Source organism: Sneathiella sp., from assembly GCF_041689005.1.
Classification (GTDB): domain Bacteria; phylum Pseudomonadota; class Alphaproteobacteria; order Sneathiellales; family Sneathiellaceae; genus Sneathiella.
The window spans coordinates 25,329-50,357 of the sequence record NZ_JBDNHC010000176.1; the positions used below are offsets into that span (position 1 = coordinate 25,329).

Sequence of the window (25,029 nt, forward strand, 5' to 3'; positions counted from 1 at the left end):
GAGACAATTTATACTGGGTGACGTTTTTCTTATGTTTGTCCCTTGCTAGAAGGACACATCCAGTCCGCATTCCCGTGCGATCAGCAATGTCTGAATCTGGGAACTGCCATCGCCAATTGTGCACACCCGGTTGTCACGCAAGTAACGGGACACCGGACAGTCATCCATGAAACCCCAGCCGCCGTGAACCTGGATTGCCATATTGGCGACCTCCGAGCCGATCTCCGTGGCATAGAGTTTCGCCATGGACAGGGCCTTCATATCGGCCTTTCCGGCATCCACCTGCCAGGCGGCGCGGTATGTGAGCAGGCGGGCGCAATCGACCTTGACGGCCATGTTGGCAACCATTTCCTGGATGAGCTGCAGTTTTCCAAGGCTGTTGCCGAAGGCCTGCCGTTCTTTTGCATAGGTGATGGCATGGTCAAGGCTCGCCTGGGCGAGGCCCAGCGAGCAGGTCGACAGAAACAGGCGTGCGGCCTGATAGCCCTTGTGCAGGACCCAGCGGCCGCCATCGATTTCGCCGACCACGGCGCCTGCGGGTAACTCGCATTCATCGAGATACAGCGGGCGTGTATCGGAGGAGCGCCAGCCCATCTTCCTGTATTTTTCTCCCCGTGTGTAGCCCGGCGCATCATTCGGCGTCAGGAACAGCGTATATTTCTTGGCCTCCGCGTCTTTCGGGCTGGAGACCGCAAGAATGAGCGTGAAGGACGAGATGTCGGTGCCGGGGTTCGTGATATAGGCCTTTTCGCCCGTCAGGGACCAGCTGCCGTCATCGAGCAGGCGGGCGCGGGTCTTGAAGCCCGCCGTATCGCTGCCCGCATCCGGTTCCGTCCCGGCAATCGAGCAGATCCGCTGGCCGGACACAATGTCGGGCAGCCATTTTTTCTTCTGCTCCTCAGTGCCGAAGCGCTGCACGGTCAGGCCGGTCGCGACCGACACCATGACGGAGACGGCGAGGGACTGGTCGGCGCGGGCAATTTCCTCAATGGCCAGCACGGCATCGAGAACACCGAGCCCCATGCCGCCATACTCCTCATCGAACGGGATGGACATGACGCCAAGCTCGCCGAGTTTCTGGAAGAGGTCCGTTGGAAAGACAGCGTCACGATCGAGCTGTTCCGCGCGCGGCGCAATTTCCGACTGTGCGAACTCGCGGATATTTGCCTGAAAATCTAGTTGCTGCTGCGATAGATCAAAGTCCATCAGTTCCTCCCTTATTATGTTTAATTATTATGTTTTGTCGATTGTGGCATTGGCGCGAGATGTATGTCGGCCGTCAGTTGTTTTGAGGGGCTGGCGGCAAACCCGCGCGTCACCAGCTCGATCATGGCATCGGAGACCTCCTCCGGTGTCCAGACGCCGGACGGAGAATACCATTTGGTAACCCAGTGAACCGCGCCGAGCATGGCAAAAATTGCCAGTTTCGAATTGATCGGTACGATGCTGCCGTCCTTGACGCCTTCGTTAACTAGTTTGCGCATGCGGGTCTCGAAGGTATCGCGAATGGCGATGATTTTTTTCGCCTCGTCTCCGGTGAGGGCCTTTTCCTCCAGAATAATAACCGGCACGCCCATCGTGCCGACCATTTCCCGCAGATAGCCCTTCATCCCGATCTGGATTTTCTCCAGCCCCGTTTGGCCCTCGGCCTCGCCGATATCCATGTTCTGGGCGGCGATATCCATGGCCTCCTTGTGGCAGAGATACAGAAGATGGTTCTTGTTTTTCACATACCGGTAGAGCGCGGTTTTGGTGACCGCCAGTCTTTCCGCCACCTCGTCCAGCGTCGTGCCATGGCTGCCCCGCCGATTGAACACCTGGGCGGCCTCCCGAATGATCGCCTGCCGCTTGATCTCAAGCTGCTCGGTTGGCGTTGGAATTGCGTTAGCCCATCGCAAAATAGCTATCCTTCATATGTCGCGGCGAGACCGATAAATACTGAATTGAGGAGCCTCCCGTTCGTCTGGAAGTATCCAACCATAAACTCAAAATAATGTCTAGTATTTTAAGTTACTCAATGTTCACTATTTTAATTATTATTATATATCAATGTGTTAGATAGAGTGTTGGTTCTGGTACGAGATGTGATCGGCCTAAAATTACGCGACCACCTGCGAGGGACCCGGAACGGCCGCAGCGGGCGGATTGCTGGCGCAAAATAAAAAAACAACGGAAACCGATGCAGGTGGCGCCTGTGTTTTGCTAACTATATTGATTCCGGCGGCGGCGATTTCATTAGTGGCAGGGTGCCGCTTCTCTTAAATATTGGGGCGGATATAGATCATTCGGATCAAGGAAGATTCTTTTGGTTTCGCCTGTCGCGTCATTTGGTTGCCGGCTTTGCGCGCGGATCCGCGGCCGCTTAAGGGCGGCTACGCCAGATTATGCATTCGTTGAGACCCATGGGTTTCTGCGGCGGGCAATTGGTAACATGACGGCGATCGCACTCTCGCCATCATTCCATTTAAGGTATCTAGAAAACATACATTAGAAGTGCCGTAACCGTGCAGGTTAAGGAAGCGGAACCGAAAGGCCGACCTTAGTCCGGTTCATGACCACTGACGTGCGAAAGCGCTTCACATTCGCATCATCAAAAAAGAGGCGATGGGTGAGATTTTCAAAATCCTGAATATCCTTGGCAAGGGCGATTAACGCAAAATCTGCCTCGCCAGTAATGTAATAGCATTGCTGGACATAGGGTTCCGCTTTGACCTTGCGGCGAAAAGCATCAACCTGGTCAATGCGCTCGCGCTCCAGTTCGACAAGGATCAGGAAGGTCATCATGAGGCCCACGGTTTCTGGCGCGATGAGGGCGCTTTCACCTGTGATCACGCCCGACGATTTCAGATGCTTTATCCGCCGCTGGATAGTGGCAACGGAAAGCCCCGTTTCAAAGGCGATCGTCTCCAATTTCTCGCGTGCATTTTCCTGAAGCAGGCGAAGGATCGTAAAATCGTTGGCTGTTAGCTCGTTCATGGTCTTTCTACTTTTTGCCCTCGATGCCCATCGATCGGGTTCAACGCTCTTCTTGACTGTCTGTTTGGATGCCGAAAGGCCTGCATATGTTAAATCCCATGCAATCGTGATCAAAACATATCATTAACTATACAATATTGATAAATTTTATCAAATATATCGAATTTTTGACGTAATTAATAAAAGCCAGTCGATAGGCTATTTATAGTCGGAAGGATAACTCATCTTGAAGATATTTGATGGGGTGCCAACACAGTAATGATGAGAAACAACTCTCGCTTTTTTAAAGTTGGCTTCTTCTCATAACTTTTTGTAGGGAATCATTATTTCAAAATTCGGGATTCATACTCAACGATTATGTAAGGAAATTCGGATGCGCCTAGACCGAAACACATGCAGATGAGCAAGATAATTGAATTTCAGAATGTATCGAAAGCCTATGGCGAGTTACAGGTATTACGTAATCTGAATATGCATGTCGAGGCCGGGGAGAAGCTTGCCCTGATTGGGCCGAGCGGATCTGGAAAAACAACCATATTACGCATATTAATGACGCTGGAGACGATCAATAGCGGCCATGTGATGGTCGAGAATGACTATCTCTGGCATCAAAAAGTGAACGGTGATCTGGTGCCGGCGAGCGAAAAGCATCTTCGGAAAATGCGCAAGAATATCGGCATGGTTTTCCAGCAGTTCAATCTCTTCCCCCATTTAACCGCCCTTGCGAATATCGTTCAGCCGCAAGTTCTGATCAAGGAAGTTGATAAGCCGGATGCGATGAACCGGGCACGAGAGTTACTACAGCTTGTCGGCCTTGAGGAGAAAGAGCGGCATTATCCTCATCAGCTTTCAGGCGGCCAGCAGCAGCGGGTTGCAATAGCGCGGGCGCTGGCTATGGACCCTAAAATCATGCTGTTTGACGAAGTAACATCGGCGCTCGATCCCGAACTTGTGGAAGAGGTTCTCAACGTTCTCAGAATGCTGGCGTCGAACTCCGACACCACAATGCTGACGGTTACCCATGAAATGAATTTTGCCCGTGATTTCGCTGATCGCGTTCTTTTCTTTGAAAAGGGACAAATCGTCGAATCCGGCCCTCCAGAGGAAATTTTCAGGAACCCGAAGGAAGAGAGAACCCGCAATTTCCTAAAACAGATTATCGGAGATATTTCCTGAAGCCCAAGTAACGCCCGTCCCGCAAGATCGCGGCATCTCAGAATCATCAAGCCAAGAGTTCAGTTAACACCAAAAAAGGGGATTTCAATAATGTATACTTCCATGAGCAAGATCATACAGGCGGTTGCGGTCAGCGCGATGACCCTCATCGCCTTCACCGGTCCCGGATCGGCGGGAACACTGGAAAAGCTGCAGAAACAGGGATATGCCACGGTTGCCGTCGCTAACGAGCCGCCCTATAGCATTATCAGAGGCGATGGCTATGTCACCGGGGCGGCACCCGATGTGGCCCGCGCGGTGATGGCAAAGCTCGGCGTGCCAGAGTTGAAAGCATCGGTCGTTCCCTACGGATCGATGATCCCGGCCCTGATGGCCCGCCGGGTCGATATGGCAACATCCGGTCTTTACATCAAACCCAAACGCTGCGAATCCGTCATTTTTTCCGAACCGGATCTCTGTGGCGCAGAAGCTTTCGCCGTTCCCAAAGGCAATCCGCATGCGCTCCTCTCCTATGAGGACATTGCCAAAAACCCGGACCTGACAATGACAACCTGCGCCGGGTGTGCGGAAGAGGCCTATGCGCTGGAACGCGGCGTAAAGCCTGACCAGATCAAGGTCTTTACCGACCCGCAAAGCGGCATCAAGATGCTTCAGCAGGGGCGGGTCGACGTGTTTGCCCTGTCGGGTCTCGGGACGGCTGATCTTATCAAGAAATTCAATGATCCGACTATCGAGCTGGTCATGCCGGTGAAGGGCGTTCCGATGGGCTGCGCAGGGGCCGCATTCAACGCCGACGACACGGAGTTTCGGGCGGCCTATGACAAGGCCCTCGCCGAGCTTAAAACGAGCGGGGAGTTTGCCAAGATCGTTGAGCCTTATGGCTTTTCTGCAGAAGCGACTCTGAGTGTGACGCGGGATAATTTCTGCCCGGGAAGCTGAATAACGCCCGTTTAATTGCTTATCTCAGATGAATACTGCGCCCACGGGCGCAGTATTCGGAAAGCCGGAATATGGAAAGAGTCCTTGAATATAGTTCGCTTCTGATCGACGGCACTCTCACGACCATCGAACTGACGTTCGTCAGCGCCATCCTTGCGCTCATCATTTCCTTTCTTGTCGGGCTTTCCCGTTTTTCAAGCCTGGCCTCCGTCCGGATCGCAGCAATCATCTATCTCGAATTTTTCCGAGGCACCTCCGCCATCGTGCAGATGTTTTTCATGTTTTACGTGCTGCCACTCATGGGGCTTCACTTCCCGCCAATCGTCGCGGGCATACTTGCCTGTGGGCTCAATCTTGGCAGTTATGGCTCAGAGGTCGTTCGCGCTGCAGTTCAGTCTGTGCCGCGCGGTCAGCACGAAGCGGCAACCGCGTTGAATTACACAAAATACCAGAAATTCCGGTATGTACTGCTTCCCCAGGCAATTCCCGTAATGATCCCGACGTTCGGCAATCTGCTAATCGAGCTTCTCAAGCTGACGGCGGTCGCCTCGCTTATCACCATATCCGATCTGACGTTCATGGCGCAGATTATCCGGGCCCAGACGGCGCTCACGCTGGAGCCATTTGTCGCGATCATGATCATCTATTTCACAATCGCCTCCGTTCTTGTCGCGATCACGGACTTCATCGGCAGAAAACTGTCCAAAGGCCGCAACACCTTAGCCAAGAAGGGAGTTTAATTGATGGATTGGAGTTGGAAAGTTGCTGCGGATGTGCTGCCCTTTATGGTTCAAGGACTAGTTGTTACTATCGAGGCAACGTTTGCGGGTGCATTCGTGGCCTATTTGCTGGGGCTTTTCCTTGCCATCCTGAAAATGTCCAAATCCCGGCCCATCGCGTTTTTCAGTTATTGGTCATCGGAATTTATTCGCCGGACGCCCCTCCTGGTGCAGCTCTATTTTCTCTTCTATGTCCTGCCGGATATTGGCATCTTCCTCTCGCCGCTGGCCGCCGGGATAATTGGTCTCGGTCTTCATTTCAGCACTTACACGTCGGAGGTGTTTCGCGCTGGAATTGAGAATGTTCCGACTGGACAGTGGGAGGCTGCGAAATCCCTGAACTATCGACCATATCAGACCATGCGTTACGTCATCTTGCCTCAGTCCATTCCGCCGATGATCCCACCGCTCGCCAACTACCTGATTACCATGTTCAAAGAGACGCCCTTGCTGTCGGCAATCACGGTGGTCGAGCTGTTCAATGCCGCAAATATCTACAGCAACAGCCATTATAAATATCTGGAACCGATGACACTTGTCGGCTTGTTCTTTCTGATCGTGTCGGTCCCGTCCGCCTATATTGCAATGCGGCTTGAGAAGAAATACCAGCTCAGAAATACCGGGGCGAACTGACCGCATTCGATGACGGCAACGACGGTGTCAGTTTCAAGTCAAATGCCGCCGGTTGGTGATAAATTTAGTCAACAAACATTGTTTTCTGATGTGTTTGAAAGGTGGATATTTTCTATCCTGCATAGATTATGAGTTCAAAAAAATCCCCAAATACCACTGCTGATCACCGGCTTTTCCGGACATCGGCGGAGCGACCCTTGGCCCTGCTGGCGCAGTGCCCGGTTTATATCCCGACACCGCTGATCGACCACGGCGCGCTTGCCCAAGATCTCGGAATGTCGCGGCTTTTCATAAAAGACGAGTCCCGTCGCATGCGGCTGGGAAGCTTCAAGGCGCTGGGTGGTGCGTTTGCCGTCGCCCAGATGATTTCAGATGCGGCGACGACGGCGGACTTGACCAGCGAGGTCGCGAAATCAGTGGCCGCCGACATGACCTTTATTACCGCGAGCGCCGGTAATCACGGCCTCTCCGTCGCCGCCGGGGCAAATATTTTCGGCGCTGAAGCCGTTGTTTATCTCTCGTCGCTTGTGCCGAGGGGATTCGGTGACAGGATTCGCGCCTTGGGGGCAACGGTTGTACGGATTGACGGTGTTTACGAAGATAGCGTTGCAGCAGCAAAAGAGGCGGCGGAGGAAAACGGTTGGCTCCTGCTCGCAGACGGGTCATGGGAAGGATATATCGATCGCCCGGCTTTGGTTATGGAAGGCTACACTGTTCTTGCCGAGGAATGCCGGGGGGAGTTTGAAAAAACGGGTGTCTGGCCGACCCATGTTCTAATTCAGGCCGGCGTTGGCGGTCTCGCCGCTGCCGTCTCCGGCCATATTAGAGACTACTGGATCGAGCAGCCGAAAATCACTATTGTCGAACCGAATGCCGCTCCTTGTCTGATGATTAGCGTTGAAAAAGGCAATTTGACGCGGGTGGAGGGGCCGGTCTCGAACATGGGAAGGCTGGATTGCAAGGAAGCCTCTTTAATCGCTGTCAAATCGCTGAAAAATGATGCTAATGAATTTATATTGATCACCGATGAGGCAGCGTCCGGGGCTGTAAAGCTGTTGGCCAGACATAATATTGAGACAACGCCGAGTGGCGCGGCGACCATCGCCGCATTGGCGGATATGGATCTTGCACCGGAAAGTCGCTGTCTGGTGATCGTTACGGAAGGTCTGGAAGGAGGCTGAACTATTGTCGCCGCCGCTGACATCGTCGCATTGGGGAACCTATCGGGTAGAGATGGAGGCCGGGCAACCTGTTGCCTTGAAATCATTCGAGGCGGACCCGCATCCGTCCCCTATTGGCGCGTCGATGCTGGAGACACGCACCGGGCCTTGCCGTATCAGCCAGCCGATGGTGCGTCGCGGGTTTCTTGAAAAAGGGATCGATAGCGATCGGGGCAGGCGGGGGCATGAGGAATTTGTCGCCGTCAGTTGGGAGACGGCGCTGAACCTTGTCGCCCATGAACTTGACAGGGTCCGCGACCAGTTCGGCCACAGCGCGATATATGCCGGATCTTACGGCTGGGCCAGTGCCGGGAGGTTCCATCATGCGCAAAGCCAGTTGCGCCGGTTTATGTCTCTATATGGCGGCTGCACGACGTCTCGTGATTCATATAGCTACGCCGCCGCGGAAGTAATCCTGCCGCATGTCGTCGCGCCGATGTCTTCCCTGATCGAGGCGCATACGTCTTGGAGCTCAATCACTGACTCCGGGAAGCTGGTGGTGGCCTTTGGCGGAATGGCGCTTCGGAATTCGCAGATGAATGCGGGGGGCGTCGGCGTCCATAGTCAGGCAGAGGACATGCGCGCCGCCCGCCAAGCCGGAGTTGAGTTTATCAATATCAGTCCCTGCAATTCAGATGTGGACGGAGAGCTGGATGCTGAATGGATTTCCATCCGGCCTAATACTGATGTCGCCCTGATGCTGGCGCTTGCGCATACGCTTGTTATCGAAGGGTTGCACGACCAGACATTCCTTGCGCGCTACTGCACGGGGTTCGCGCGGTTTCTGCCGTACCTCATGGGGACCACGGACGGCCTTGCCAAGGATGCAGATTGGGCGGCGGGGATTACAGGTATTCCGCCAGCGACCATTATGGCGCTTGCAAGAAGAATGGCCAGTACGCCGACGATGATCAACGGAAGCTGGTCGTTGACCCGCCAGCAAAACGGGGAACAGCCGATCTGGATGCTGGTGGTTTTGGCGGCGATGCTGGGCGGGATTGGGCAACCCGGAACTGGCTTCGGTCTCGGCCTTGGCGCGGTTAACGGGGTTGGAGCCGCGCGGGGATATCTGCCTTGGGCCGCTCTGCCCACCGGTTACAATCCTATTGATGACTTTATACCTGTTGCCCGGATTTCTGATATGCTGCTGAACCCGGGAGGGGAATTTCAGTATAACGGTGGAAACTATACCTATCCTGACACCCGACTGGTCTACTGGGTTGGGGGCAATCCGTTCCATCATCACCAGGATATCAATAGGCTACTTGAAGCTTGGCAGAAAATCGAAACAGTCATTGTTCACGAACCTTTCTGGACATCGACAGCGCGCCGCGCCGATATAGTTTTGCCCACGACAGTTGGCTTGGAGCGCAATGATCTCGCAGCATCGACACGGGATGGCTATCTTGTTGCCATGGAACGTGTCGCGGAGCCTTTTGGTATGGCGTGGAATGATCATGATATATTTGCGGGTCTGGCCCGTCGTCTGCGGGCGATAGACGCGAAACAGCCGGGCTTTGAAGACGCCTTCACCGGTGGTCGCAGTGAGAAAGACTGGCTACGCCATCTCTATGAGGAAAGCGCCCGTCGCGGGGAGATACTTGGCCATAGACTGCCGAATTTTGACAGCTTCTGGGCCGAGGGTTCACTCGAACTCGCGCCTCCGAGCGAACCATGCGTGATGCTGAAGGATTTTCGAGTTGACCCGGACGCAAATCCCCTGACAACACCTTCCGGCCTTATCGAGATTTTCAGTGAAACGATTGCCTCCTTTGCCCTCAAGGGAAACCCGGGACATCCGGTCTGGCAGGCGCCTGACGAATGGCTGGGCTCGGAGCTCGTCCAAATCTACCCATTGCACTTGGTAACCCATCAGCCAAGTCGACGCCTGCATAGCCAACTCGACCAAGGGCCTCATAGCTTGGCAGGTAAGATCAAGGGACGGGAGCCGTGCCGGATTAATCCAGAGGATGCGGGCTCGCGCGGGATTAACGATGGCGATTTGGTCTGCCTTTTCAATAATCGGGGGTCCTGCATCAGTGCCGCGAAGATAGATGCAGATTTACGGCCGGGCGTCATCATGCTGGCAACGGGTGCTTGGTACGATCCAGACTTGGCTAATGATCCAAACCGCTGCAAGCACGGTAATCCCAATGTTCTGACGCGGGATTTTCCGACGTCACCGCTTGCATCCGGGCCGTCCGCCCTGACCTGTCTTGTCGAGATTGAACGGTTGCCCCAAGAGGCGCCAGAAGTCACAATACATCAGCCGCCGCCTATCATTGAAGCGCCTTGAGCGATATACAGTTTATTAAGAGGAGAGACTGATTTCATGCTCCCCATACCAAAACGCGGATTTGAACGGGCCGAATTTGAAATCCGGATGCAAAAGGTCCAAGCCCGAATGCGGGTGGAGAAAATGGATGTCATCTTGCTTACGACCGAGGCGGATGTGCGTTATTTTACCGGCTTTTTCACGCAGTTCTGGGAAAGCCCAACCCGTCCCTGGTTCGTTCTGCTGCCTCTCGAGGGGAAACCAATTGCCGTGATCCCGGAGATCGGTGCGGCGGGAATGGCCGGAACATGGGTTGAGGATATCCATAGCTGGCCCGCACCGCGTCCCAAAGACGACGGTATTTCGCTCCTCACGAACGTCATCTTGCAACTTCCAAGGCGCTTTGGCCGCATTGGCATTCCCCTCGGTTACGAGAGTATTTTGCGGATGCCAGCCGGAGATTACCAAAGATTGCGGGAGAGTTTGGATGCCTTTGATATTACCGACGCATCGCTTCTTCTCCATCAGGTGCGCTTTGTGAAATCGGTGGCGGAAATCGAGAAAATCCATTTTATCTGCGATCTCACCTCTGATGCCTTTGAGGATCTTCCGCAGACCTTAAAAGCGAACGAAAGCGAGCGGCAGAATTGTAAGCGGATGCGGATCGACCTGCTGGAACGCGGCGCCGATACCACGCCGTACCTCATTTCCGGCTCTGGCCCCGGTGGCTATGACAGCATCATTATGGGACCGACGGATCGTATTATCGAACAGGGCGACGTGCTGATTATCGATACCGGGACGACCTTTGATGGATATTTTTGCGATTTCGATCGTAATTTTGCCTTCGGACACGCGGACGATGACGTTCGGCGCGCCTATGATGTCGTCTATGCGGCGACGGATGTGGGCTTTGCCGCTTGCCGGCCCGGTGCAACCACAAGTGATGTCTGGGCCGCAATGTGGTCGGTGATGGACGCGGGCGGGGCGCTTGGTAACAGTGTCGGGCGGCTCGGGCATGGTCTCGGAATGGAACTTACGGAATGGCCGTCCAATACGGAGGATGACATGACACCGCTGGAACCCGGTGCCGTGCTGACATTGGAGCCGGGCATGGAGTTTGCGCCCGGCAAGCAAATGGTCCATGAGGAAAATATTGTCATTACGGAAGGGGGAGCGCGATACTTAAGCCGTCGCGCCTTACCGGAACTTCCCATCATAGGGTGAGTGAATATGGATGTTAAATATGCTTTGGAGAATATAGCGCCGGGTGGCCGGATCGGCCTCGTTGCTTTGGCAACCGATTTTAACAGTGAGACGGACCTTCGCCGCATTCTTCCGGTTGGAGTTGATCTTTTTACCAACCGCGTGCTCAACGCCAATCCGTTGACTATCGAGAACCTGCGCGCCATGGCAGGAGATATTACACGGGCCGCGAGCGGACTTTTGCCGGGCTTGGGCGTTGATGTCATGATCTACGGCTGCACGTCCGGAACGGCGGCGATCGGGGGCGCGGAACTGCAACGGCTCATCCAGATTGCCCAGCCGGGTGTTCCCTGTACCAATCCCATTGCTGCGGCAAGCGAGGCTCTTCGCGCGTTCGACGCGGAGCGAATCTCCGTCCTTACGCCTTATACAGAGGTGGTGAATGCAGTCGTTGCGGAAAGCTTTAGAGCGGAGGGTTTTAATATTCTCAATATAGAGGGCTTTGGCCTCGACGACGATATTGAAATGACAGGACTGCCATTAGCGGCAATAACCGAGGCCGCTTTGCAGGTTTGTGATGCCGATGCCGACGCGCTTTTCATTTCCTGTACGGCGCTCCGCTCATCCCTGATCGTGGAGGAATTGGAGCAGAAGCTTGGAAAGCCAGTTGTGACCAGCAATCAGGCTTTGGTCTGGCACTGTTTGCAGTTAATGAAGAATGACAGTCACGTCAAAGGCTTCGGTCAATTGTTTGAGAAGTCATTTTCGCAACGGGTTACTGCATAAGCGCCTGGCGAATTTTCCCCTTGGTGGGTAAACCTTCCTGTGATTAGGGACTAAATGACGGTTTAATTAGGTCAATAATTTTTCAGGGGCCACTGAATCCGGTTGCATCTCGGCGCAACCTCCATATCCTGATCGCAGAACAAATAAAAAGCGGCACCGCGGCCGATGAGGGAGGGATGATGAGTGATATCTGGGAAATTTTTGCGCTGCGCTATGGGCAGAACTCAAACCGGACGAGGCGGGAATCCTTCCTTTTCGCTGATGATCACGCAAGTCCGCATCCCATCGATTTTTACGTTTGGGTGCTAAGGAACGGCGACCGCACGATCCTTGTTGATACCGGCTTTGATGTGGAGGAAAGTAAACTCCGGGGGAGACCGATCCTGCAGACCCCGGCGGAGATGCTGAGCGATTTCGGACTGCCCGCGAGCAGCATCGATACCGTCATTGTCACCCATATGCATTTTGATCATGCGGGATCGCTCCATGATTTCCGCCACGCCAAGCTCTATGTGCAACCGTTGGAGCTGGAATATGTCACCGGCCCCTGTATGTGTCATCAAACGCTTCGTCATCCGTACTCGGGCGAGCATGTGGTCGAGATGGTGCGCTCCCTCTATCTTGGCAATGTCGAGTTCTGTGACGGCTCGAGAGAGGTTGAGCCGGGGGTGGAAGTTCATCTGATCGGCGGCCATACGCGCGGCCAGCAATGCGTGCGGGTGCGCACGAGGCGGGGCTGGGTGGTGCTCGCCTCCGACAGCAGCCATTTCTATGAGAACTACCGACGCGGGATACCCTTTCCCATCGTCATTGATATGGAAGAGACGCTTAAAGGCTACGATATCCTCCGCCGTCTCGCCGACAGTGACGATCACATCATTCCAGGGCATGACCCGCTGACGCGGGCCTGGTATCCGAAGATCGAGGGCGGATCGGAGAATATCGTTCTGCTACACGCGGAACCAACCGTCTGAGGGGAGGTCAGCCTGATCATCGGCGGCGGAGAAACAGCTTGGCACATCCGGAAATTCGACGCTATAGGCGCTGTCCGGGTCCTTGTGAACCAGAGCGATAAAATATTTCATGCTTTTGCTCCTCAAATCCAGCCTACCCTACCCTCGAAAAGATTTCGGATCATGTGGTTCTTAGCTTCTTTGAGCGTTTGGGGTTAGTTGACTATTGTAAAAGATATTTATAAGGTCCATTTAATAATACTATTGGGAGTTATTGGATTGGCTGACAAAGCGGAGAAAGACTCAGGACCTACTTTTGAAAAGGCGGAATACAAGAGTAAGGATATAGAGCTTATAACCACATCTCTTGAAGTTCCTACATTGCTTGTAGATGGAATTGTAGGAACAATGGAATTAAATGGAACAAGTCGGTTCAATTTTTATGAGGATAAACTTGATCCGTTAAACAAGGGTATTAAGAGGCGGCACGTAGTTACTTTGGCGATGACTAATAAAGTATTTCAGGAAATTTTGGATTTTTTTAATACTTTAGCAAAAGAACGTAAAGATAATGGCGGGGAGTAGTGATACCGACGGAATCGTAAGTTTATCCGACTATATGAGTTCCACTGAACCAGTGGGAAGTGGAAAATCCCGTGTGCATTTTAATGACAGCAGCGGTGGCGGTGGCGGAAACATGACAATAGGAATTAAAGACTATATAGACGCCAAGAATGATGCCGTACGCTCGGATATCAAATCTGATATTGCAAGAGTTGAAGCAAAAATTGATATAATGCCTGCAAAGATAGCATGGCAAATTGGAGTTGGTGTGGTAGCTACAGTTGGTCTCGTTCTTGCCGTCATTGCATATGGCGGTGCGCGTTTTGATGGGGGCACATCACTTGGAAGTTCTGTGGGTGCTCAAGTTGAAAAAAATCGACAGTCGATTGATGACGCAACTAAAGCCATAGATTCTGTTAATCAAACTATCAATAAGAAAAACGATCAGGTTCTTAACGCTATTAAAGAAATGCGTTCCGGCAAACAGCCCTGATTTACCTCGATCTATTTCATTTAACGGTTCCTCGTCGGCAATTTGCACCACCCCTGCGACCGAGTGCCGCAACGCCTCGCGGTATATTGCGTTTGGCCGGAATTTGGCTATGGTGCGGATATGACCGCTGACAGCCTTGCAAAGACGAATAAAAGCCGCAGTCTGCCGGGCCCTCGGGCGCGGCGGATGATTGTTGGCTGGCTGGTTCTGGTGGCGCTGTTGGTGTTCGCGATGATCGTGCTGGGTGGGGTCACGCGGCTCACCAATTCGGGGCTTTCGATGACCGACTGGAAGCCGGTGACGGGCTGGCTGCCGCCGCTCGACCATGCGGCCTGGGTCGCGGAGTTCGAGCGCTATAAGGCTTACCCCGAATACCAGAAAATCAATCATGGCATGACGCTGACCGAGTTTCAGGAGATCTATGCGTTTGAGTTTGCCCATCGGTTGCTCGGCCGGGTGATCGGCGTTGCGTTTTTTGTGCCGTTTGTGCTGTTCCTCGTTGCCGGGAAGATCAGGGGGCCGCTGGTGCCAAGGCTGGCCCTGCTGTTTGTGCTTGGCGGGTTGCAGGGGGGCATGGGCTGGTTCATGGTCCAAAGCGGCCTCGTCGATAACCCGGATGTGAGCCATTACCGGCTGACCGCCCATCTCGCGCTGGCCAGCCTGATTTATGCGGTGATCCTCTGGACGATTTTCGATCTGCTGCGCGGCCCCGCGCGGGCCGGGGTGGCGGGGCCGGTGCCGCTCCTCCACGGAAGCATAATACTGCTCGTGCTCATTGCCCTGCAAATTCTTATCGGTGGTTTTGTCGCCGGGCTCGATGCGGGCTTCGTTTATAACGACTGGCCGACCATGGGCGGGCATTTTTTCCCCGAGGATATGCTGTATCTGAAACCGTGGTATCTCAATTTTCTTGAAAACCCGGCGGCGGTGCAGTTCTGCCATCGTATGCTCGGCTATCTGGTTGCCGTGGCGGCGGTGCTGCTGTTCCTTGGCGGACGGAGCGTGCCACTTTCAGCTGCCGCGCGGCGCGGCCTTGCGCTCCTGTTCACCCTTGTGGTTGCGCAGGTCCTGCTCGGAATCCTGACCCTGATCCATGTGGTGCCGGTGCCGCTGGCGGCGGCGCATCAGGCGGGCGGGATGCTGGTGCTCGCGGCGGCGCTGTTCCTTGTCCATGACCGGCGGCGGAGCGCAGGCACGCGAAAACCGGCCAGCGCGAACGCTGACCGGCAGTAATACCAGGTAGAAAATCGATGGATGCGGGTATTTTAATTTTGCCGGATTAGCGCGGTTAGCTGCCGGGAAGGGCACCCGTATCGCCGTCAACGCCACCTGTATCGCCCGTATCGCCGTCAACGCCACCTGTATCGCCCGTATCGCCGCCAACGTCACCCGTATCGCCGGTATCACCTGTATCGCCGTTTCCGGGATCCACGGTCTCGGGGTTATAGGTTATGGGAATCGTTTCGACGTTTACAGTCCATTCTGAATCAGGATTGTTCCAGCCGCTGATGTCAGCGGAGGGGGTGAAGTTCTTGTCATAATGGGTGTAGGCCCCGATTACAAAGTTATTGGCGGGTGCATAGTCATATGCTCCGGCAGGTTTAAAGACGTCCTGGAATGTCGGCGCCGTAATTCTAACATCGTTAAGGTTTTGCTGACTGATAGTGTGGCCCAGGAAGTTGGTGCCATAACTGACAGAAAGCTCCCCGCCAGTGGTGATAGAACCATTGATGTTGCCAATCTTAATGCTGGGACTAACTGCATCTGCTGCGAAAGCTGTGCCGGCGAGCAACGATAGCGCCAGAACTCCGATAATAAGTTTAATCATAATATATTTCTTTCATAAGTTCAGTTTAAAAAAAGACGCATAACCTGTTGATGATTATTATTTTCCGTTATTATTTTTGCGGGGGCGTGTCCTTGACCCCTTCCACGGCGTCGACGATCGGCTGGCAGTCTGGTTCAAGCGCCGGCGCGATCTGGACAAGCATTTCATAGAGCCCGAATTGCAGCATTGACCGGAGCGAGAGCTGTAACGGCTCGCGGTTCTGGCCGCTGATATCGAGGTCGACCAGGGTATCGCCGAAGAACCGACCGATGCCGAAGCCCGCCTCGTCTGCGAAGATCTGCTTGGAGATATTGACCGCCGCCAGCACTTCGGTCGTGCGGGCGTCGGTGAGATGTAAATCAAGCCCGACGATGGCGCGGTTCTGGCGATAGCGCGGGCCGATACCGCCAATCGTTAACTCGGCCGCGGCACCGGGGATGAAGTCGAGGGTATTGATCGATCCGGTGATATAATAATCCATCGGCGTAACCTGCTTGGCATTGCGGATCCCAAGCTTGATTTCCGTGATGATCGGCCGCGGATCGCGGCGGTTGACGATATGCTCCGCCTTTGCCTGCACCAGCGTCGTCTGCATCATGTCGCCGGCCCCTTGAGTGACATATTTGCCTGTGCCGGCGACGTCTGTGCTGAACCGTCCGGTCGCATCGACGATATCGCCGACCGCCCAGACCCCGCCCATCGGGTGATAATGGGCGACGCAGCCGATCAGCCGATCATAGGGCGTCACCAGGCTCTGCACTGGCGGGCCGTCCGGAAGCGCGATATTCTCATGTGCGGGGGCAATCATGCAACCGCCGAGCAGGAGCGGCAGCAGCGCGGCGGCCTTACTTGGCAGATTCATTTGCGGCTCCTATGGTGCAGGTGACATCGCTCGTTTCAAGTTCAGACGCCCCGCCAAAATTGCTCGCCTGGCTGATGGTATGGCCGCATTGGTTGTTGGTGATGGCAATCCCATCGAGATTGTCAGCCTCGATATTCAATTGCTGTCCGATCGCATAGTTGGTGATATAAAGATTACTCTGCTGCCATTGATCGTAATAACCGTTTTGCTTGCGCTCTATCGCTTCGGCGATACTGAGCTTGACCAGTTTGTCATAGGAGGTCTGGTTCCCGGCGTTGCCGTTCCAGCCTTCAGCCGCGGAAACCAACCCGTCTTTGGCCAAAACAGGTAATGGTAAATTTAATAATATAATTGAAGTAAGTAAAATTAAATATTTCATAATTATTCCTTAATAAAAACTCATCCGTATAGTTAATATTATGTAATAAATATTCAATGAATAATTTAATTTTTTTAAATGGAGGTTCTATATTGATAGACAGACTGGATCATCTTGTCCTGACCGTCGCCAATCTGGCGCAGACAAGGGCGTTTTACTGTGAAATACTTGGCATGCGCTATGAGGAGTTTGGGGAAGGGCGGCAGGCACTAAAATTCGGGTCATCGAAAATCAACCTGCATCTGGCCGGGCATGAGTTGAGCCCGAGGGCGCATATCGCGAAACCCGGTACGGCGGATCTGTGCTTTATCATTTCGGGGGAATTAGCGGCGATGCAGGCGCGGCTGGAAGCGGCGGGGATCGGCATCCTTGAAGGGCCGGTCACCCGCACAGGGGCGAGGGGGTCGATCACATCACTTTATGTGCGCGACCCCGATCTCAACCTGATAGAGCTATCCGTGTATGACAGCTAGAAGAGACCCCGCGATCAGGTTGCCGCCAGCGCCTGCTCCAGGTCGGCGATGATATCGTCCTTGTTCTCGATGCCGACAGACAGGCGGATCACATCCGGCCCGGCGCCCGCTGACACCTGCTGTGCCTCATCCAGTTGGCGATGAGTGGTTGAGGAGGGATGGATGATCAGGCTGCGGGTATCGCCGATATTGGCAATATGCGAAAACAGCTTGACGTTTTCCACGACCTTGATCCCGGCCTCATAGCCGCCCTTGATCCCGAAGGTGAGCACGGCCCCGGCACCGCCTTTCAGGTATTTCTGGCCGAGGGTGTAATATTCGTCGCTTTTCAGTCCTGCATAGGAAACCCAGGAGACCTTGTCATGGCCCTTCAGATATTCGGCAACGGCAAGCGTATTGGTGGCGTGTCGTTCCATGCGGAGCGGCAGGGTCTCGATCCCGGTCAGGATCAGGAAGGCGTTAAACGGTGAGATCGCGGGACCGAGATCGCGCAGGCCGAGCGCCCGGCAGGCAATGCCGAAGCCAAGCTCACCGAAGGTTTCATGGAATTTAAGCCCGTGATAAGAGTCGTTCGGCTGGCTCATGGTCGGGAACTTGTCTGACGCGCTCCAGTCGAACTTGCCGCTATCGACAATGATGCCACCCATGGAATTACCATGACCGCAGAGGAACTTGGTCGCCGAATGGACGACGATATCGGCGCCCCATTCGATCGGGCGGCAATGATAGGGTGTCGCCAGCGTGTTATCGACAATGAGAGGAATACCCGCCTCATGGGCGATCTTGGCAATTGCCTCGATATCGGTCATGACGCCGCCGGGATTGGCGAGGCTCTCGATAAAGATCGCCTTGCATTTCGGGGTCAGCGCCTTCCGGAAATCCTCCGGGTCTTTTGGATCGACAAAAATCGCGTTCCATCCGAACTTCTTGAATGACTGGCCGAACTGGGTGATCGAGCCACCATAAAGCCGGGTCGAGGCGAGGAATTCGTCGCCGTTCTGCATCAACGTATGAAAGGCAATCAGCTGGGCGGCATGACCGGATGCCACGGCAAGACCCGTTGCGCCGCCTTCCAGAGTTGCGACCCGTTCCTCCAGCACCGCGGTGGTCGGGTTGGTCAGGCGCGTATAAATATTGCCGAAGGCCTGCAGGTTGAACAATTCCGCGGCATGATCCGTATCATCGAAGACATAGCCGGAGGTCTGGTAAATCGGCGTGACGCGGGCACCGGTGGTCGGGTCTGGCGCGGCGCCGGCATGGATGGCGAGGGTCTCGAATTTTGGAGTGCTCATGTCATTTATTTCCTATCAGTTTTACGCGTTTTGAAGAGATGATGCCGGAGCGGCCGCCCATAAAGGCGATTTCCCCGGACAGGCGGCCGAATTCGATTTTCGGGCAGCGGTTCATGACCACCTTGATCCCGGCGGCTTCGGCCTTTGCCGCCGCTGCGTCATGACGGACGCCAAGCTGCATCCAGACGACCTTGGCCTTGATCTCGATCGCCTCATCGACGATGGGCGGGATCGCGTCGGAATTGCGGAAGCAATCGACCATATCGACCGGCTCAGGGATATCACGCAGCGCGCCATAGACCGTCTCGCCGACGATTTGCCGCCCGACCTTGCCCGGATTGACCGGAATAACCCGGTAGCCTTTGCGCTTCAGGTATTTCATCACGTAGAAACTGGGCCGCGCCTCGTTATCGCTGGCGCCGACGACGGCGATGGTTTTCACGCTGTTGAGGATGCCGGCGATATAGTCGTCGGAATAGGCATCATGGTTCATGATGCTATTTTCCCTGCCATTCGGGGGTGCGTTTCTCGATGAAGGCGGTCAGGCCCTCCTCGGCGTCGCGGGTCTGCATATTCTCGCACATGACGCGGGAGGTGAGGTCATAGGCATCGGCAAGCGGCAAGCCCCGTTGCCGATAGAAAGCGGTCTTGCCCATGCTCACCACCACGGAAGATTTCGAGGCGATGTTCTCGGCGATGGCGCGCACACCCGCCGCCAGTTCCTCAGCCTTAAAGACGGCATTGATCAGGCCGATCTCCGCCGCCCGCGTGGCATCAATAAAGTCGCCGGTCAGCAGCATCTCCATGGCATGCTTGGAGGCGACATTGCGGCTCAAGGCCACCATCGGGGTCGAGCAGAACAGGCCGTAATTGATCCCCGAGGTCGCGAATTGCGAGCCCGCCGAGGCATAGGCGAGATCGCAGGAGGCGATCAGCTGCGTGCCTGCCGCCGTGACATTGCCGTCGATCTTGGCGATTACCGGCTTGGGCAGGTTGACCACGCTCTGCATCAGGGCGCTGCAATGCTCGAACAGGGCGGGGAGTTCGTTGTCGCGCTTCTTCTGCACCAGCTCCTTGAGGTTATGGCCGGAGCTGAACACGGGCCCCGTGGCCTCGAGGATAATCACATGGACTTCGGGCGTCGTGCCAAGGTTATCGAGCATGACCAGCAGCCGGTCCATCATCTCTGATGAGAGGGCGTTGCGGGTTGCCGGATCGTTCAGCCGCAGTGTGGCAATGGCGCCCGACACCTCAAGCTCGACAATCTCGCCGCCCGGGTTGGTGGTTTTCTGCTCGGCAGACATGGCTGTTCCCTTAAAGTCCTGATAATTATCGAATATCATATTCCTTGTCTAGAGCAGGATCAATGCCGAGCGGCAATTTTCCCCGGTGCCGCGCGGAAAATGTTGCGCCCGGCCCGGCGAGCTTATATCGTCGCTGCACCCCATAAGAGGACATAAGAGGAGAAACCGCCCGTGCCTGTCATGACCGCCGAAATGCTCGAAGCCTTCAACCGGGAACAATTCCCGCAGATCGACCATATGGAATTAAAGGTCGAGCATGTGGATGATAAGACGATCCGCGTGCGGATGTCAGTCAAGGATATGCACCTGCGCCCCGGCGGCACAGTCTCCGGCCCGACCATGATGCAGCTCGCCGATGCCGCCATGTATCTTCTTTTGCTTGCCCAGATCGGCCCGGTCGCACTCGCCGTGACCACCAGCCTGAATATCAACTTCCTGCGCAAGCCCGCGCCCGGCGGCCTGTACGCGGAGGGGCGCCTGTTGAAACATGGAAAAACGCTGGCGATCGGGGAATTCAGCCTCTATTCCGATGGTCTTGAGGATCCGGTTGCCCATGTCACCACCACCTACGCCATTCCGCCGCAAAGGTGAGGGGCGGGGATTTTGCAATTTATCGCGGTACTATAATACCGTAATCATAAATTGGTGAAGTAAAAGCGTTATTTCGTTTGACTTGGCCCCATCCTGATATTATACCGCCCATCAGAACGGGAGCAAAGGGCTCCCTTTAATTTTGTTGTGGCACGCATATGCGAAGGCTGAGTTAAATGAAAACCTATTCTGCGAAACCCTCCGAGGTGGAAAAGAAATGGCTGTTGATCGATGCTGAAAACCTCGTTCTCGGCCGTCTTGCCTCGATTGTTGCAACCCGCCTGCGCGGCAAGCACAAACCCATGTATACTCCTCATATCGATTGCGGTGACAATGTCATCGTCATCAATGCGGAAAAAGTCGCCGTCACCGGCAAGAAGATGACCGACAAGGTCTTCTATTGGCACACCGGGTTTCCCGGCGGGATCAAGAGCCGCACAGCGGAAAAGATCCTCGGCGGCAAGTATCCTGAGCGGATGATCCTGAAGGCAGTCCAGCGGATGATCCCGCGCGGCGCCCTCGGTCGCGAGCAGTTCAGCAACCTCCGCGTTTACGCAGGTTCCGAACATCCGCATGCAGCGCAAAATCCGGAAGTTCTGGATGTCGCGTCAATGAATTCCAAGAACGTAAGGAGCGCCTGAGTATGGCTGACGAAGCAAACTCTCTTGAGGACCTGAAAGAGCTGACAGGCGGTGCTGCCGCTGCGCCAGCGTCCAGCGAGTCCGGGCCGGAAGTAATCCAGGCCGCCGAAGTGATCGAGGTGGTTCATGTTGATCCCAAGATCGATGACCTTGGCCGTTCCTATGCCACCGGCAAGCGGAAAAACGCCATTGCCCGCGTCTGGATCAAGCCAGGTTCTGGCAAGATAACCGTCAACGGCCGCGATCAGGAAACCTATTTCGCCCGTCCGGTTCTCCGCATGATTTTGTTGCAGCCGTTCGAGGTGACCGAGCGCGTCGGCCAGTTCGACGTTATCTGCACGGTAAAGGGTGGCGGTCTCTCCGGTCAGGCCGGTGCAGTTCGCCACGGTGTCTCCAAGGCGCTGACCTTTTACGAACCCGCCTTGCGCCCGGCGCTGAAAGCCGAAGGCTTCCTCACCCGCGACAGCCGCGTTGTTGAACGTAAGAAATACGGCCGCGCGAAAGCCCGCCGGAGCTTCCAGTTCTCCAAGCGTTAATCGCTGCGGTTCATACGAGAAAACAAAGGGTCCACTTCGGTGGGCCCTTTTTTGTGTTCGTTATCGTGTAATTATTTCGCAACTATATTGAAAATATCGTTTAGGATGACTGAAACATCATTCATACTATTGAAAAGTTCTATCGAAGAAGGCGCTTCATTTTGATTCAGAAATGAAGACTTGACGAGCCCTGAAACCAATATCAGAAAAACGGTTCAAACTTGAAAATGTAGAACGACATCAAGTAGCTGAACGTTTCTTGGAGGAAATTTCTGATGACGTCAAAAAAAGTGGCCCTCGTTACCGCCGGTGGCAGTGGCATGGGCGCCGATGCGGCCCGTCGGCTGGCGGCGGACGGTTTTCATGTCGGTATTTTGTCCTCTTCGGGTAAGGGGGAGGCGCTTGGCGAGGAGCTGGGCGGGTTCGGGGTGACAGGATCGAACCGCTCCCCTGATGATCTCGCTGGTCTTGTGAAGGGGGCCGAGGACCGTTGGGGGCGAATAGATGTTCTCGTCAACTCTGCCGGGCATGGCCCCAAGGGGCCGGTGCTGGAGATCCCGGACGAGGACTGGCACGACGGCATGGAGGTTTATCTGCTGAACGTGATCCGGCCAACACGCCTCGTCACGCCGCTCATGCAGGCACAGGGCGGCGGCGCCATCATTAATATCTCGACCTTCGCGGCGTTCGAACCTGACCCGCTGTTCCCGACCTCGGGTGTATTTCGCGCCGCTCTTGCGGCTTTCACCAAGCTCTATACCGACAAATATGCCGCCGACAATATTCGGATGAACAACGTTTTGCCGGGCTTCATCGACAGTCTGCCGGAGACCGAAGACCGCCGGGCGCGCATCCCGTTGGGCCGCTATGGCCATGCGGCGGAAGTCTCCTCCCTGATCGGGTGGCTCGCCTCTGACGAAGGCGGCTATATGACCGGCCAGAACCTGCGGATTGATGGCGGGCTAACCCGGAGCGTCTGACGTCATTCTCGCGCTCCCGGCAGGAGCCACTTGGCACTGCGATCAGGCGGCGGCTGTGTTCTTTAGCGAGCGGGTTTCGCCAATTTTGAAGATGAGGGCGTTCTCCTCACCATAGTTCTGGTCGATGGCGGCCTGGCGGAAGCGGCCGGGGGCCTCAAACGGCGCCTCCGGCGTTAGCCGGATAGTGCCCCAATGCATGCCGAGGGCGCGTTTTGCACCGATGGCCCGGACAATCTCAACGGCATCCTCCGGGCTCGCGTGAACCTCTTTCATGATCTTGCGGGGCTCATAGGCGCCGATACCAACGATGGCAAGATCGAAGGGGCCTTGCCGTGCCCCGATTTCCTTGAAAACCTCGCCGTTCGCCGTATCACCGGAAAACCAGATATTCTCCTCTGCCGTCCTGATACCGAAACTCGCCCAGAGGGTCTTCTTCTGGTCATGGATGCCGCGGCCTGAGGAGTGCACGGCGGGCAGCGTCGTGATGGTCAGCCCATCCTCCGACCAGCTTTGCCACCAGTCGAACTCCTCGACCTTTGCAAAGCCCCGTTTCCTGAAAAAGGATTTCAGGCCAAGCGGCACGATTACCTGTGTATAGTCCTTATGCGGATAGGCGGCGAGGGCGGTCGCATCAAGATGGTCATAATGGTTATGGCTGACCAGCATGACATCGGCCCTTGGCAGCTCCTCCGTTGGAATAGCGGCGGGCACATAGCGCTTCGGGCCGAAGGAGCCGGGCCCGGCGCATCTGGTGAGATAGGGATCGGTCAGGATAATCTTGCCGTGGGTGCGGAGGATGAACGCGGCATGGCCAAGCCAAGTCACGCTCGGGTTGCCGCCCGCTATGATCCCGGCGTCAACCGCCGCCCTGTCGAGCACATGGCCGTCCGGCACCGCGGGCAACTCCGTTTTCCGGAGCTGGCGAATGGCATAGCGTATAAAACGGCGCGGACCGATCTGGGGGTTGGGGCTGCCTTTAGGATTACGGAAGCCGCCACTCGGGTCATGATGATAGGGTTTGTCAGTCATTGACGTATTTCTTTCAACTCCTGTTGAATTTGCATTTCTATATCCGGCCGGAGTTGGTAAAGCCATTGCTTCCTATATTGCGCGTTTGAGGAAAAAAATCAACAGGACCGATCAGTTCTTGATACCGTATAGACGATTGTAAATTGCCGCCGTCCGTGCCACTCTAGAGTCAAAACACGGAGAATAATAATGACAAAAATCGAGGAATTCTACGACTGGGACGCCATTCTGGCGGGGCTTACCAAATATTTGCGGCTGCGGGCAACGCCGATCGGCATGAAACTGTTCGAAACAGTCGAGGAGATGGAGAAGGTCGATCGCATCCGGCGACCGAAATTCATCCATACGGCCGACCAGATCGTCGCCCAGGCCTGCCGTCTCGGCTGGACCGTCGGCGCAACGGCGGCGGATTTCGTCGGCGCGCAATGCGGCGCAGTGATGGGGCTGCGGCCACAGGATGAGGCCTGGAAAAAGGGCGAGAATTACGCGGGCGTCTGGTATGAAACCACGGCGGATGCCACCAACCATCAGTCGGCGATGACGGTGGTTCCGGCCGGGCAGTTCACCGCAATGGCGGTTTCCCCGCTCTCCTCCAAACGGCTGAACCCCCCGGATATCTGCCTGATCTATATGACCCCGGCGCAGATGATCCTGTTTATCAACGGCCTGCAATGGGCGGGCTATAAGAAGCTCGATTTCTCGGTGGTGGGCGAGTCGTCCTGCGCTGATTCCTGGGGCCGGGCGCTCTCCACTGGCGAGCCGAGCCTGTCGCTGCCCTGCTTTGCCGAGCGCCGCTACGGCGGGGTGATGGAGGATGAATTGCTGATGGCAATTCCGCCTGCCTATCTGCCGAAGGTGATCGAGGGTCTTGCCGCGCTGTCGAAAAACGGCTTGCGCTATCCGATCCCGCAATATGGTATCCAGAATGATGCCCGCGCCGGGCTGGCGGTGAGCTACAATAAATAGCACCCGCAAGGTTAGAACGGGGGTTTTCCTAGTTGGCAAGGCCGTTACAGGTGTATATAAAGCTTTTGTTTATAACAAAAAGCAAAATTTGTTCGCCCTGAGTGGCATCAAATCATAAATCCTGTGAGGATAAACAAGGTATGATTTA

The 25,029-nt window shown here is 55.1% G+C and carries 29 protein-coding genes; 18 read left to right on the top strand and 11 right to left on the bottom strand.

The features are described from left to right. Positions 1 to 45: 45 nt before the first annotated feature. The 3 genes from ACESNI_RS18745 to ACESNI_RS18755 all read right to left on the bottom strand — a co-directional run bounded on the left by ACESNI_RS18745 (position 46) and on the right by ACESNI_RS18755 (position 2,976). Positions 46 to 1,206: an acyl-CoA dehydrogenase family protein gene (locus ACESNI_RS18745; protein WP_373089879.1), complete on the bottom strand. Its 1,161-nt coding sequence runs from the start codon at positions 1,204 to 1,206 to the stop codon at positions 46 to 48. 20 nt (positions 1,207 to 1,226) lie between these two features. Continuing rightward, positions 1,227 to 1,898, bottom strand: coding sequence for a TetR/AcrR family transcriptional regulator (locus ACESNI_RS18750; protein WP_373089881.1), 672 nt, complete (start codon positions 1,896 to 1,898; stop codon positions 1,227 to 1,229). 613 nt (positions 1,899 to 2,511) lie between these two features. Next, complete coding sequence (locus tag ACESNI_RS18755) at positions 2,512 to 2,976, bottom strand: Lrp/AsnC family transcriptional regulator (protein ID WP_373089883.1); 465 nt, start codon at positions 2,974 to 2,976, stop codon at positions 2,512 to 2,514. Positions 2,977 to 3,375: 399 nt separating this feature from the next. Between ACESNI_RS18755 and ehuA the strand changes: the two genes are divergently transcribed. The 9 genes from ehuA to ACESNI_RS18800 all read left to right on the top strand — a co-directional run bounded on the left by ehuA (position 3,376) and on the right by ACESNI_RS18800 (position 12,964). Further along, positions 3,376 to 4,152 (top strand): ectoine/hydroxyectoine ABC transporter ATP-binding protein EhuA, encoded by a 777-nt coding sequence (gene ehuA, locus ACESNI_RS18760; RefSeq protein ID WP_373089885.1) that lies wholly within the window; start codon positions 3,376 to 3,378, stop codon positions 4,150 to 4,152. Positions 4,153 to 4,254: 102 nt separating this feature from the next. Further along, positions 4,255 to 5,091, top strand: coding sequence for an ectoine/hydroxyectoine ABC transporter substrate-binding protein EhuB (gene ehuB, locus ACESNI_RS18765; RefSeq protein ID WP_373089988.1), 837 nt, complete (start codon positions 4,255 to 4,257; stop codon positions 5,089 to 5,091). A 71-nt stretch (positions 5,092 to 5,162) separates the two neighbouring features. Beyond that, complete coding sequence (ehuC, locus tag ACESNI_RS18770) at positions 5,163 to 5,831, top strand: ectoine/hydroxyectoine ABC transporter permease subunit EhuC (protein WP_373089887.1); 669 nt, start codon at positions 5,163 to 5,165, stop codon at positions 5,829 to 5,831. A 3-nt stretch (positions 5,832 to 5,834) separates the two neighbouring features. Continuing rightward, the gene (gene ehuD / locus ACESNI_RS18775; RefSeq protein ID WP_373089889.1) at positions 5,835 to 6,503 is read left to right on the top strand and encodes an ectoine/hydroxyectoine ABC transporter permease subunit EhuD; all 669 of its coding nucleotides are present in this window, start codon (positions 5,835 to 5,837) and stop codon (positions 6,501 to 6,503) included. A 128-nt stretch (positions 6,504 to 6,631) separates the two neighbouring features. Further along, positions 6,632 to 7,684 (top strand): diaminopropionate ammonia-lyase, encoded by a 1,053-nt coding sequence (locus ACESNI_RS18780; RefSeq protein WP_373089891.1) that lies wholly within the window; start codon positions 6,632 to 6,634, stop codon positions 7,682 to 7,684. 4 nt (positions 7,685 to 7,688) lie between these two features. Further along, the gene (locus ACESNI_RS18785) at positions 7,689 to 10,019 is read left to right on the top strand and encodes a molybdopterin guanine dinucleotide-containing S/N-oxide reductase (RefSeq protein WP_373089894.1); all 2,331 of its coding nucleotides are present in this window, start codon (positions 7,689 to 7,691) and stop codon (positions 10,017 to 10,019) included. A gap of 36 nt (positions 10,020 to 10,055) precedes the next feature. Further along, positions 10,056 to 11,225, top strand: coding sequence for a M24 family metallopeptidase (locus ACESNI_RS18790; protein WP_373089896.1), 1,170 nt, complete (start codon positions 10,056 to 10,058; stop codon positions 11,223 to 11,225). A gap of 6 nt (positions 11,226 to 11,231) precedes the next feature. Next, positions 11,232 to 11,990: an aspartate/glutamate racemase family protein gene (locus tag ACESNI_RS18795; RefSeq protein WP_373089899.1), complete on the top strand. Its 759-nt coding sequence runs from the start codon at positions 11,232 to 11,234 to the stop codon at positions 11,988 to 11,990. 179 nt (positions 11,991 to 12,169) lie between these two features. After that, positions 12,170 to 12,964 (top strand): N-acyl homoserine lactonase family protein, encoded by a 795-nt coding sequence (locus tag ACESNI_RS18800; RefSeq protein WP_373089901.1) that lies wholly within the window; start codon positions 12,170 to 12,172, stop codon positions 12,962 to 12,964. On the opposite strand, the gene ACESNI_RS18805 is transcribed toward ACESNI_RS18800, so the two are convergent. Beyond that, positions 12,941 to 13,075, bottom strand: a complete 135-nt coding sequence (locus tag ACESNI_RS18805; RefSeq protein ID WP_373089903.1) for a type II toxin-antitoxin system HicB family antitoxin — start codon at positions 13,073 to 13,075, stop codon at positions 12,941 to 12,943. The genes ACESNI_RS18800 and ACESNI_RS18805 overlap by 24 nt on opposite strands. Before the next feature lie 147 nt (positions 13,076 to 13,222). Here ACESNI_RS18805 and ACESNI_RS18810 point away from each other — a divergent pair, with 147 nt between their 5' ends. From ACESNI_RS18810 to ACESNI_RS18820, 3 genes are all read left to right on the top strand, one after another. After that, entirely contained in the window at positions 13,223 to 13,528 is a 306-nt protein-coding gene (locus ACESNI_RS18810) for a hypothetical protein (protein ID WP_373089905.1), read from the top strand. Further along, positions 13,515 to 14,000: a hypothetical protein gene (locus ACESNI_RS18815; RefSeq protein WP_373089906.1), complete on the top strand. Its 486-nt coding sequence runs from the start codon at positions 13,515 to 13,517 to the stop codon at positions 13,998 to 14,000. The genes ACESNI_RS18810 and ACESNI_RS18815 overlap by 14 nt, the downstream gene beginning before the upstream one ends. Before the next feature lie 120 nt (positions 14,001 to 14,120). After that, on the top strand, positions 14,121 to 15,233 hold the full coding sequence (locus tag ACESNI_RS18820; protein ID WP_373089908.1) for a COX15/CtaA family protein: 1,113 nt from the start codon (positions 14,121 to 14,123) through the stop codon (positions 15,231 to 15,233). A 55-nt stretch (positions 15,234 to 15,288) separates the two neighbouring features. Here ACESNI_RS18820 and ACESNI_RS18825 read toward each other — a convergent pair whose 3' ends face one another. The 3 genes from ACESNI_RS18825 to ACESNI_RS18835 all read right to left on the bottom strand — a co-directional run bounded on the left by ACESNI_RS18825 (position 15,289) and on the right by ACESNI_RS18835 (position 17,069). Then, the gene (locus ACESNI_RS18825) at positions 15,289 to 15,828 is read right to left on the bottom strand and encodes a hypothetical protein (RefSeq protein WP_373089910.1); all 540 of its coding nucleotides are present in this window, start codon (positions 15,826 to 15,828) and stop codon (positions 15,289 to 15,291) included. A 70-nt stretch (positions 15,829 to 15,898) separates the two neighbouring features. Beyond that, complete coding sequence (locus ACESNI_RS18830; RefSeq protein WP_373089912.1) at positions 15,899 to 16,690, bottom strand: CsgG/HfaB family protein; 792 nt, start codon at positions 16,688 to 16,690, stop codon at positions 15,899 to 15,901. Beyond that, a complete protein-coding gene (locus tag ACESNI_RS18835) occupies positions 16,674 to 17,069 on the bottom strand; it encodes a hypothetical protein (protein ID WP_373089914.1) in 396 nt (131 codons plus the stop codon). Before ACESNI_RS18835 ends, ACESNI_RS18830 begins: the two co-directional genes overlap by 17 nt. 56 nt (positions 17,070 to 17,125) lie before the next feature. Here ACESNI_RS18835 and ACESNI_RS18840 point away from each other — a divergent pair, with 56 nt between their 5' ends. Next, the gene (locus ACESNI_RS18840) at positions 17,126 to 17,542 is read left to right on the top strand and encodes a VOC family protein (protein WP_373089916.1); all 417 of its coding nucleotides are present in this window, start codon (positions 17,126 to 17,128) and stop codon (positions 17,540 to 17,542) included. Between the two features lie 14 nt (positions 17,543 to 17,556). Here ACESNI_RS18840 and ACESNI_RS18845 read toward each other — a convergent pair whose 3' ends face one another. Genes ACESNI_RS18845 through ACESNI_RS18855 form a run of 3 tightly spaced genes read right to left on the bottom strand, consistent with a single transcriptional unit; the run spans position 17,557 to position 20,177 of the window. After that, the gene (locus tag ACESNI_RS18845) at positions 17,557 to 18,834 is read right to left on the bottom strand and encodes an O-acetylhomoserine aminocarboxypropyltransferase (RefSeq protein ID WP_373089918.1); all 1,278 of its coding nucleotides are present in this window, start codon (positions 18,832 to 18,834) and stop codon (positions 17,557 to 17,559) included. A gap of 1 nt (position 18,835) precedes the next feature. Next, on the bottom strand, positions 18,836 to 19,327 hold the full coding sequence (locus ACESNI_RS18850; RefSeq protein WP_373089920.1) for a CoA-binding protein: 492 nt from the start codon (positions 19,325 to 19,327) through the stop codon (positions 18,836 to 18,838). Between the two features lie 4 nt (positions 19,328 to 19,331). Beyond that, positions 19,332 to 20,177 carry an enoyl-CoA hydratase gene (locus tag ACESNI_RS18855; RefSeq protein WP_373089922.1) on the bottom strand — a complete coding sequence of 282 codons (846 nt, stop codon included), beginning with the start codon at positions 20,175 to 20,177 and terminating at the stop codon, positions 19,332 to 19,334. A 141-nt stretch (positions 20,178 to 20,318) separates the two neighbouring features. Between ACESNI_RS18855 and ACESNI_RS18860 the strand changes: the two genes are divergently transcribed. From ACESNI_RS18860 to ACESNI_RS18875, 4 genes are all read left to right on the top strand, one after another. Further along, positions 20,319 to 20,729, top strand: a complete 411-nt coding sequence (locus ACESNI_RS18860) for a PaaI family thioesterase (protein WP_373089990.1) — start codon at positions 20,319 to 20,321, stop codon at positions 20,727 to 20,729. A 176-nt stretch (positions 20,730 to 20,905) separates the two neighbouring features. Further along, positions 20,906 to 21,370, top strand: a complete 465-nt coding sequence (gene rplM, locus ACESNI_RS18865; protein ID WP_373089924.1) for a 50S ribosomal protein L13 — start codon at positions 20,906 to 20,908, stop codon at positions 21,368 to 21,370. Between the two features lie 2 nt (positions 21,371 to 21,372). After that, positions 21,373 to 21,906, top strand: coding sequence for a 30S ribosomal protein S9 (rpsI, locus tag ACESNI_RS18870; RefSeq protein ID WP_373089926.1), 534 nt, complete (start codon positions 21,373 to 21,375; stop codon positions 21,904 to 21,906). A gap of 275 nt (positions 21,907 to 22,181) precedes the next feature. Continuing rightward, positions 22,182 to 22,886, top strand: coding sequence for an SDR family oxidoreductase (locus tag ACESNI_RS18875; protein ID WP_373089928.1), 705 nt, complete (start codon positions 22,182 to 22,184; stop codon positions 22,884 to 22,886). 42 nt (positions 22,887 to 22,928) lie between these two features. Here ACESNI_RS18875 and ACESNI_RS18880 read toward each other — a convergent pair whose 3' ends face one another. Then, positions 22,929 to 23,915 (bottom strand): MBL fold metallo-hydrolase, encoded by a 987-nt coding sequence (locus ACESNI_RS18880; protein ID WP_373089930.1) that lies wholly within the window; start codon positions 23,913 to 23,915, stop codon positions 22,929 to 22,931. 189 nt (positions 23,916 to 24,104) lie between these two features. Here ACESNI_RS18880 and ACESNI_RS18885 point away from each other — a divergent pair, with 189 nt between their 5' ends. Continuing rightward, complete coding sequence (locus ACESNI_RS18885) at positions 24,105 to 24,881, top strand: DUF169 domain-containing protein (RefSeq protein ID WP_373089932.1); 777 nt, start codon at positions 24,105 to 24,107, stop codon at positions 24,879 to 24,881. Positions 24,882 to 25,029 lie beyond the last annotated feature (148 nt).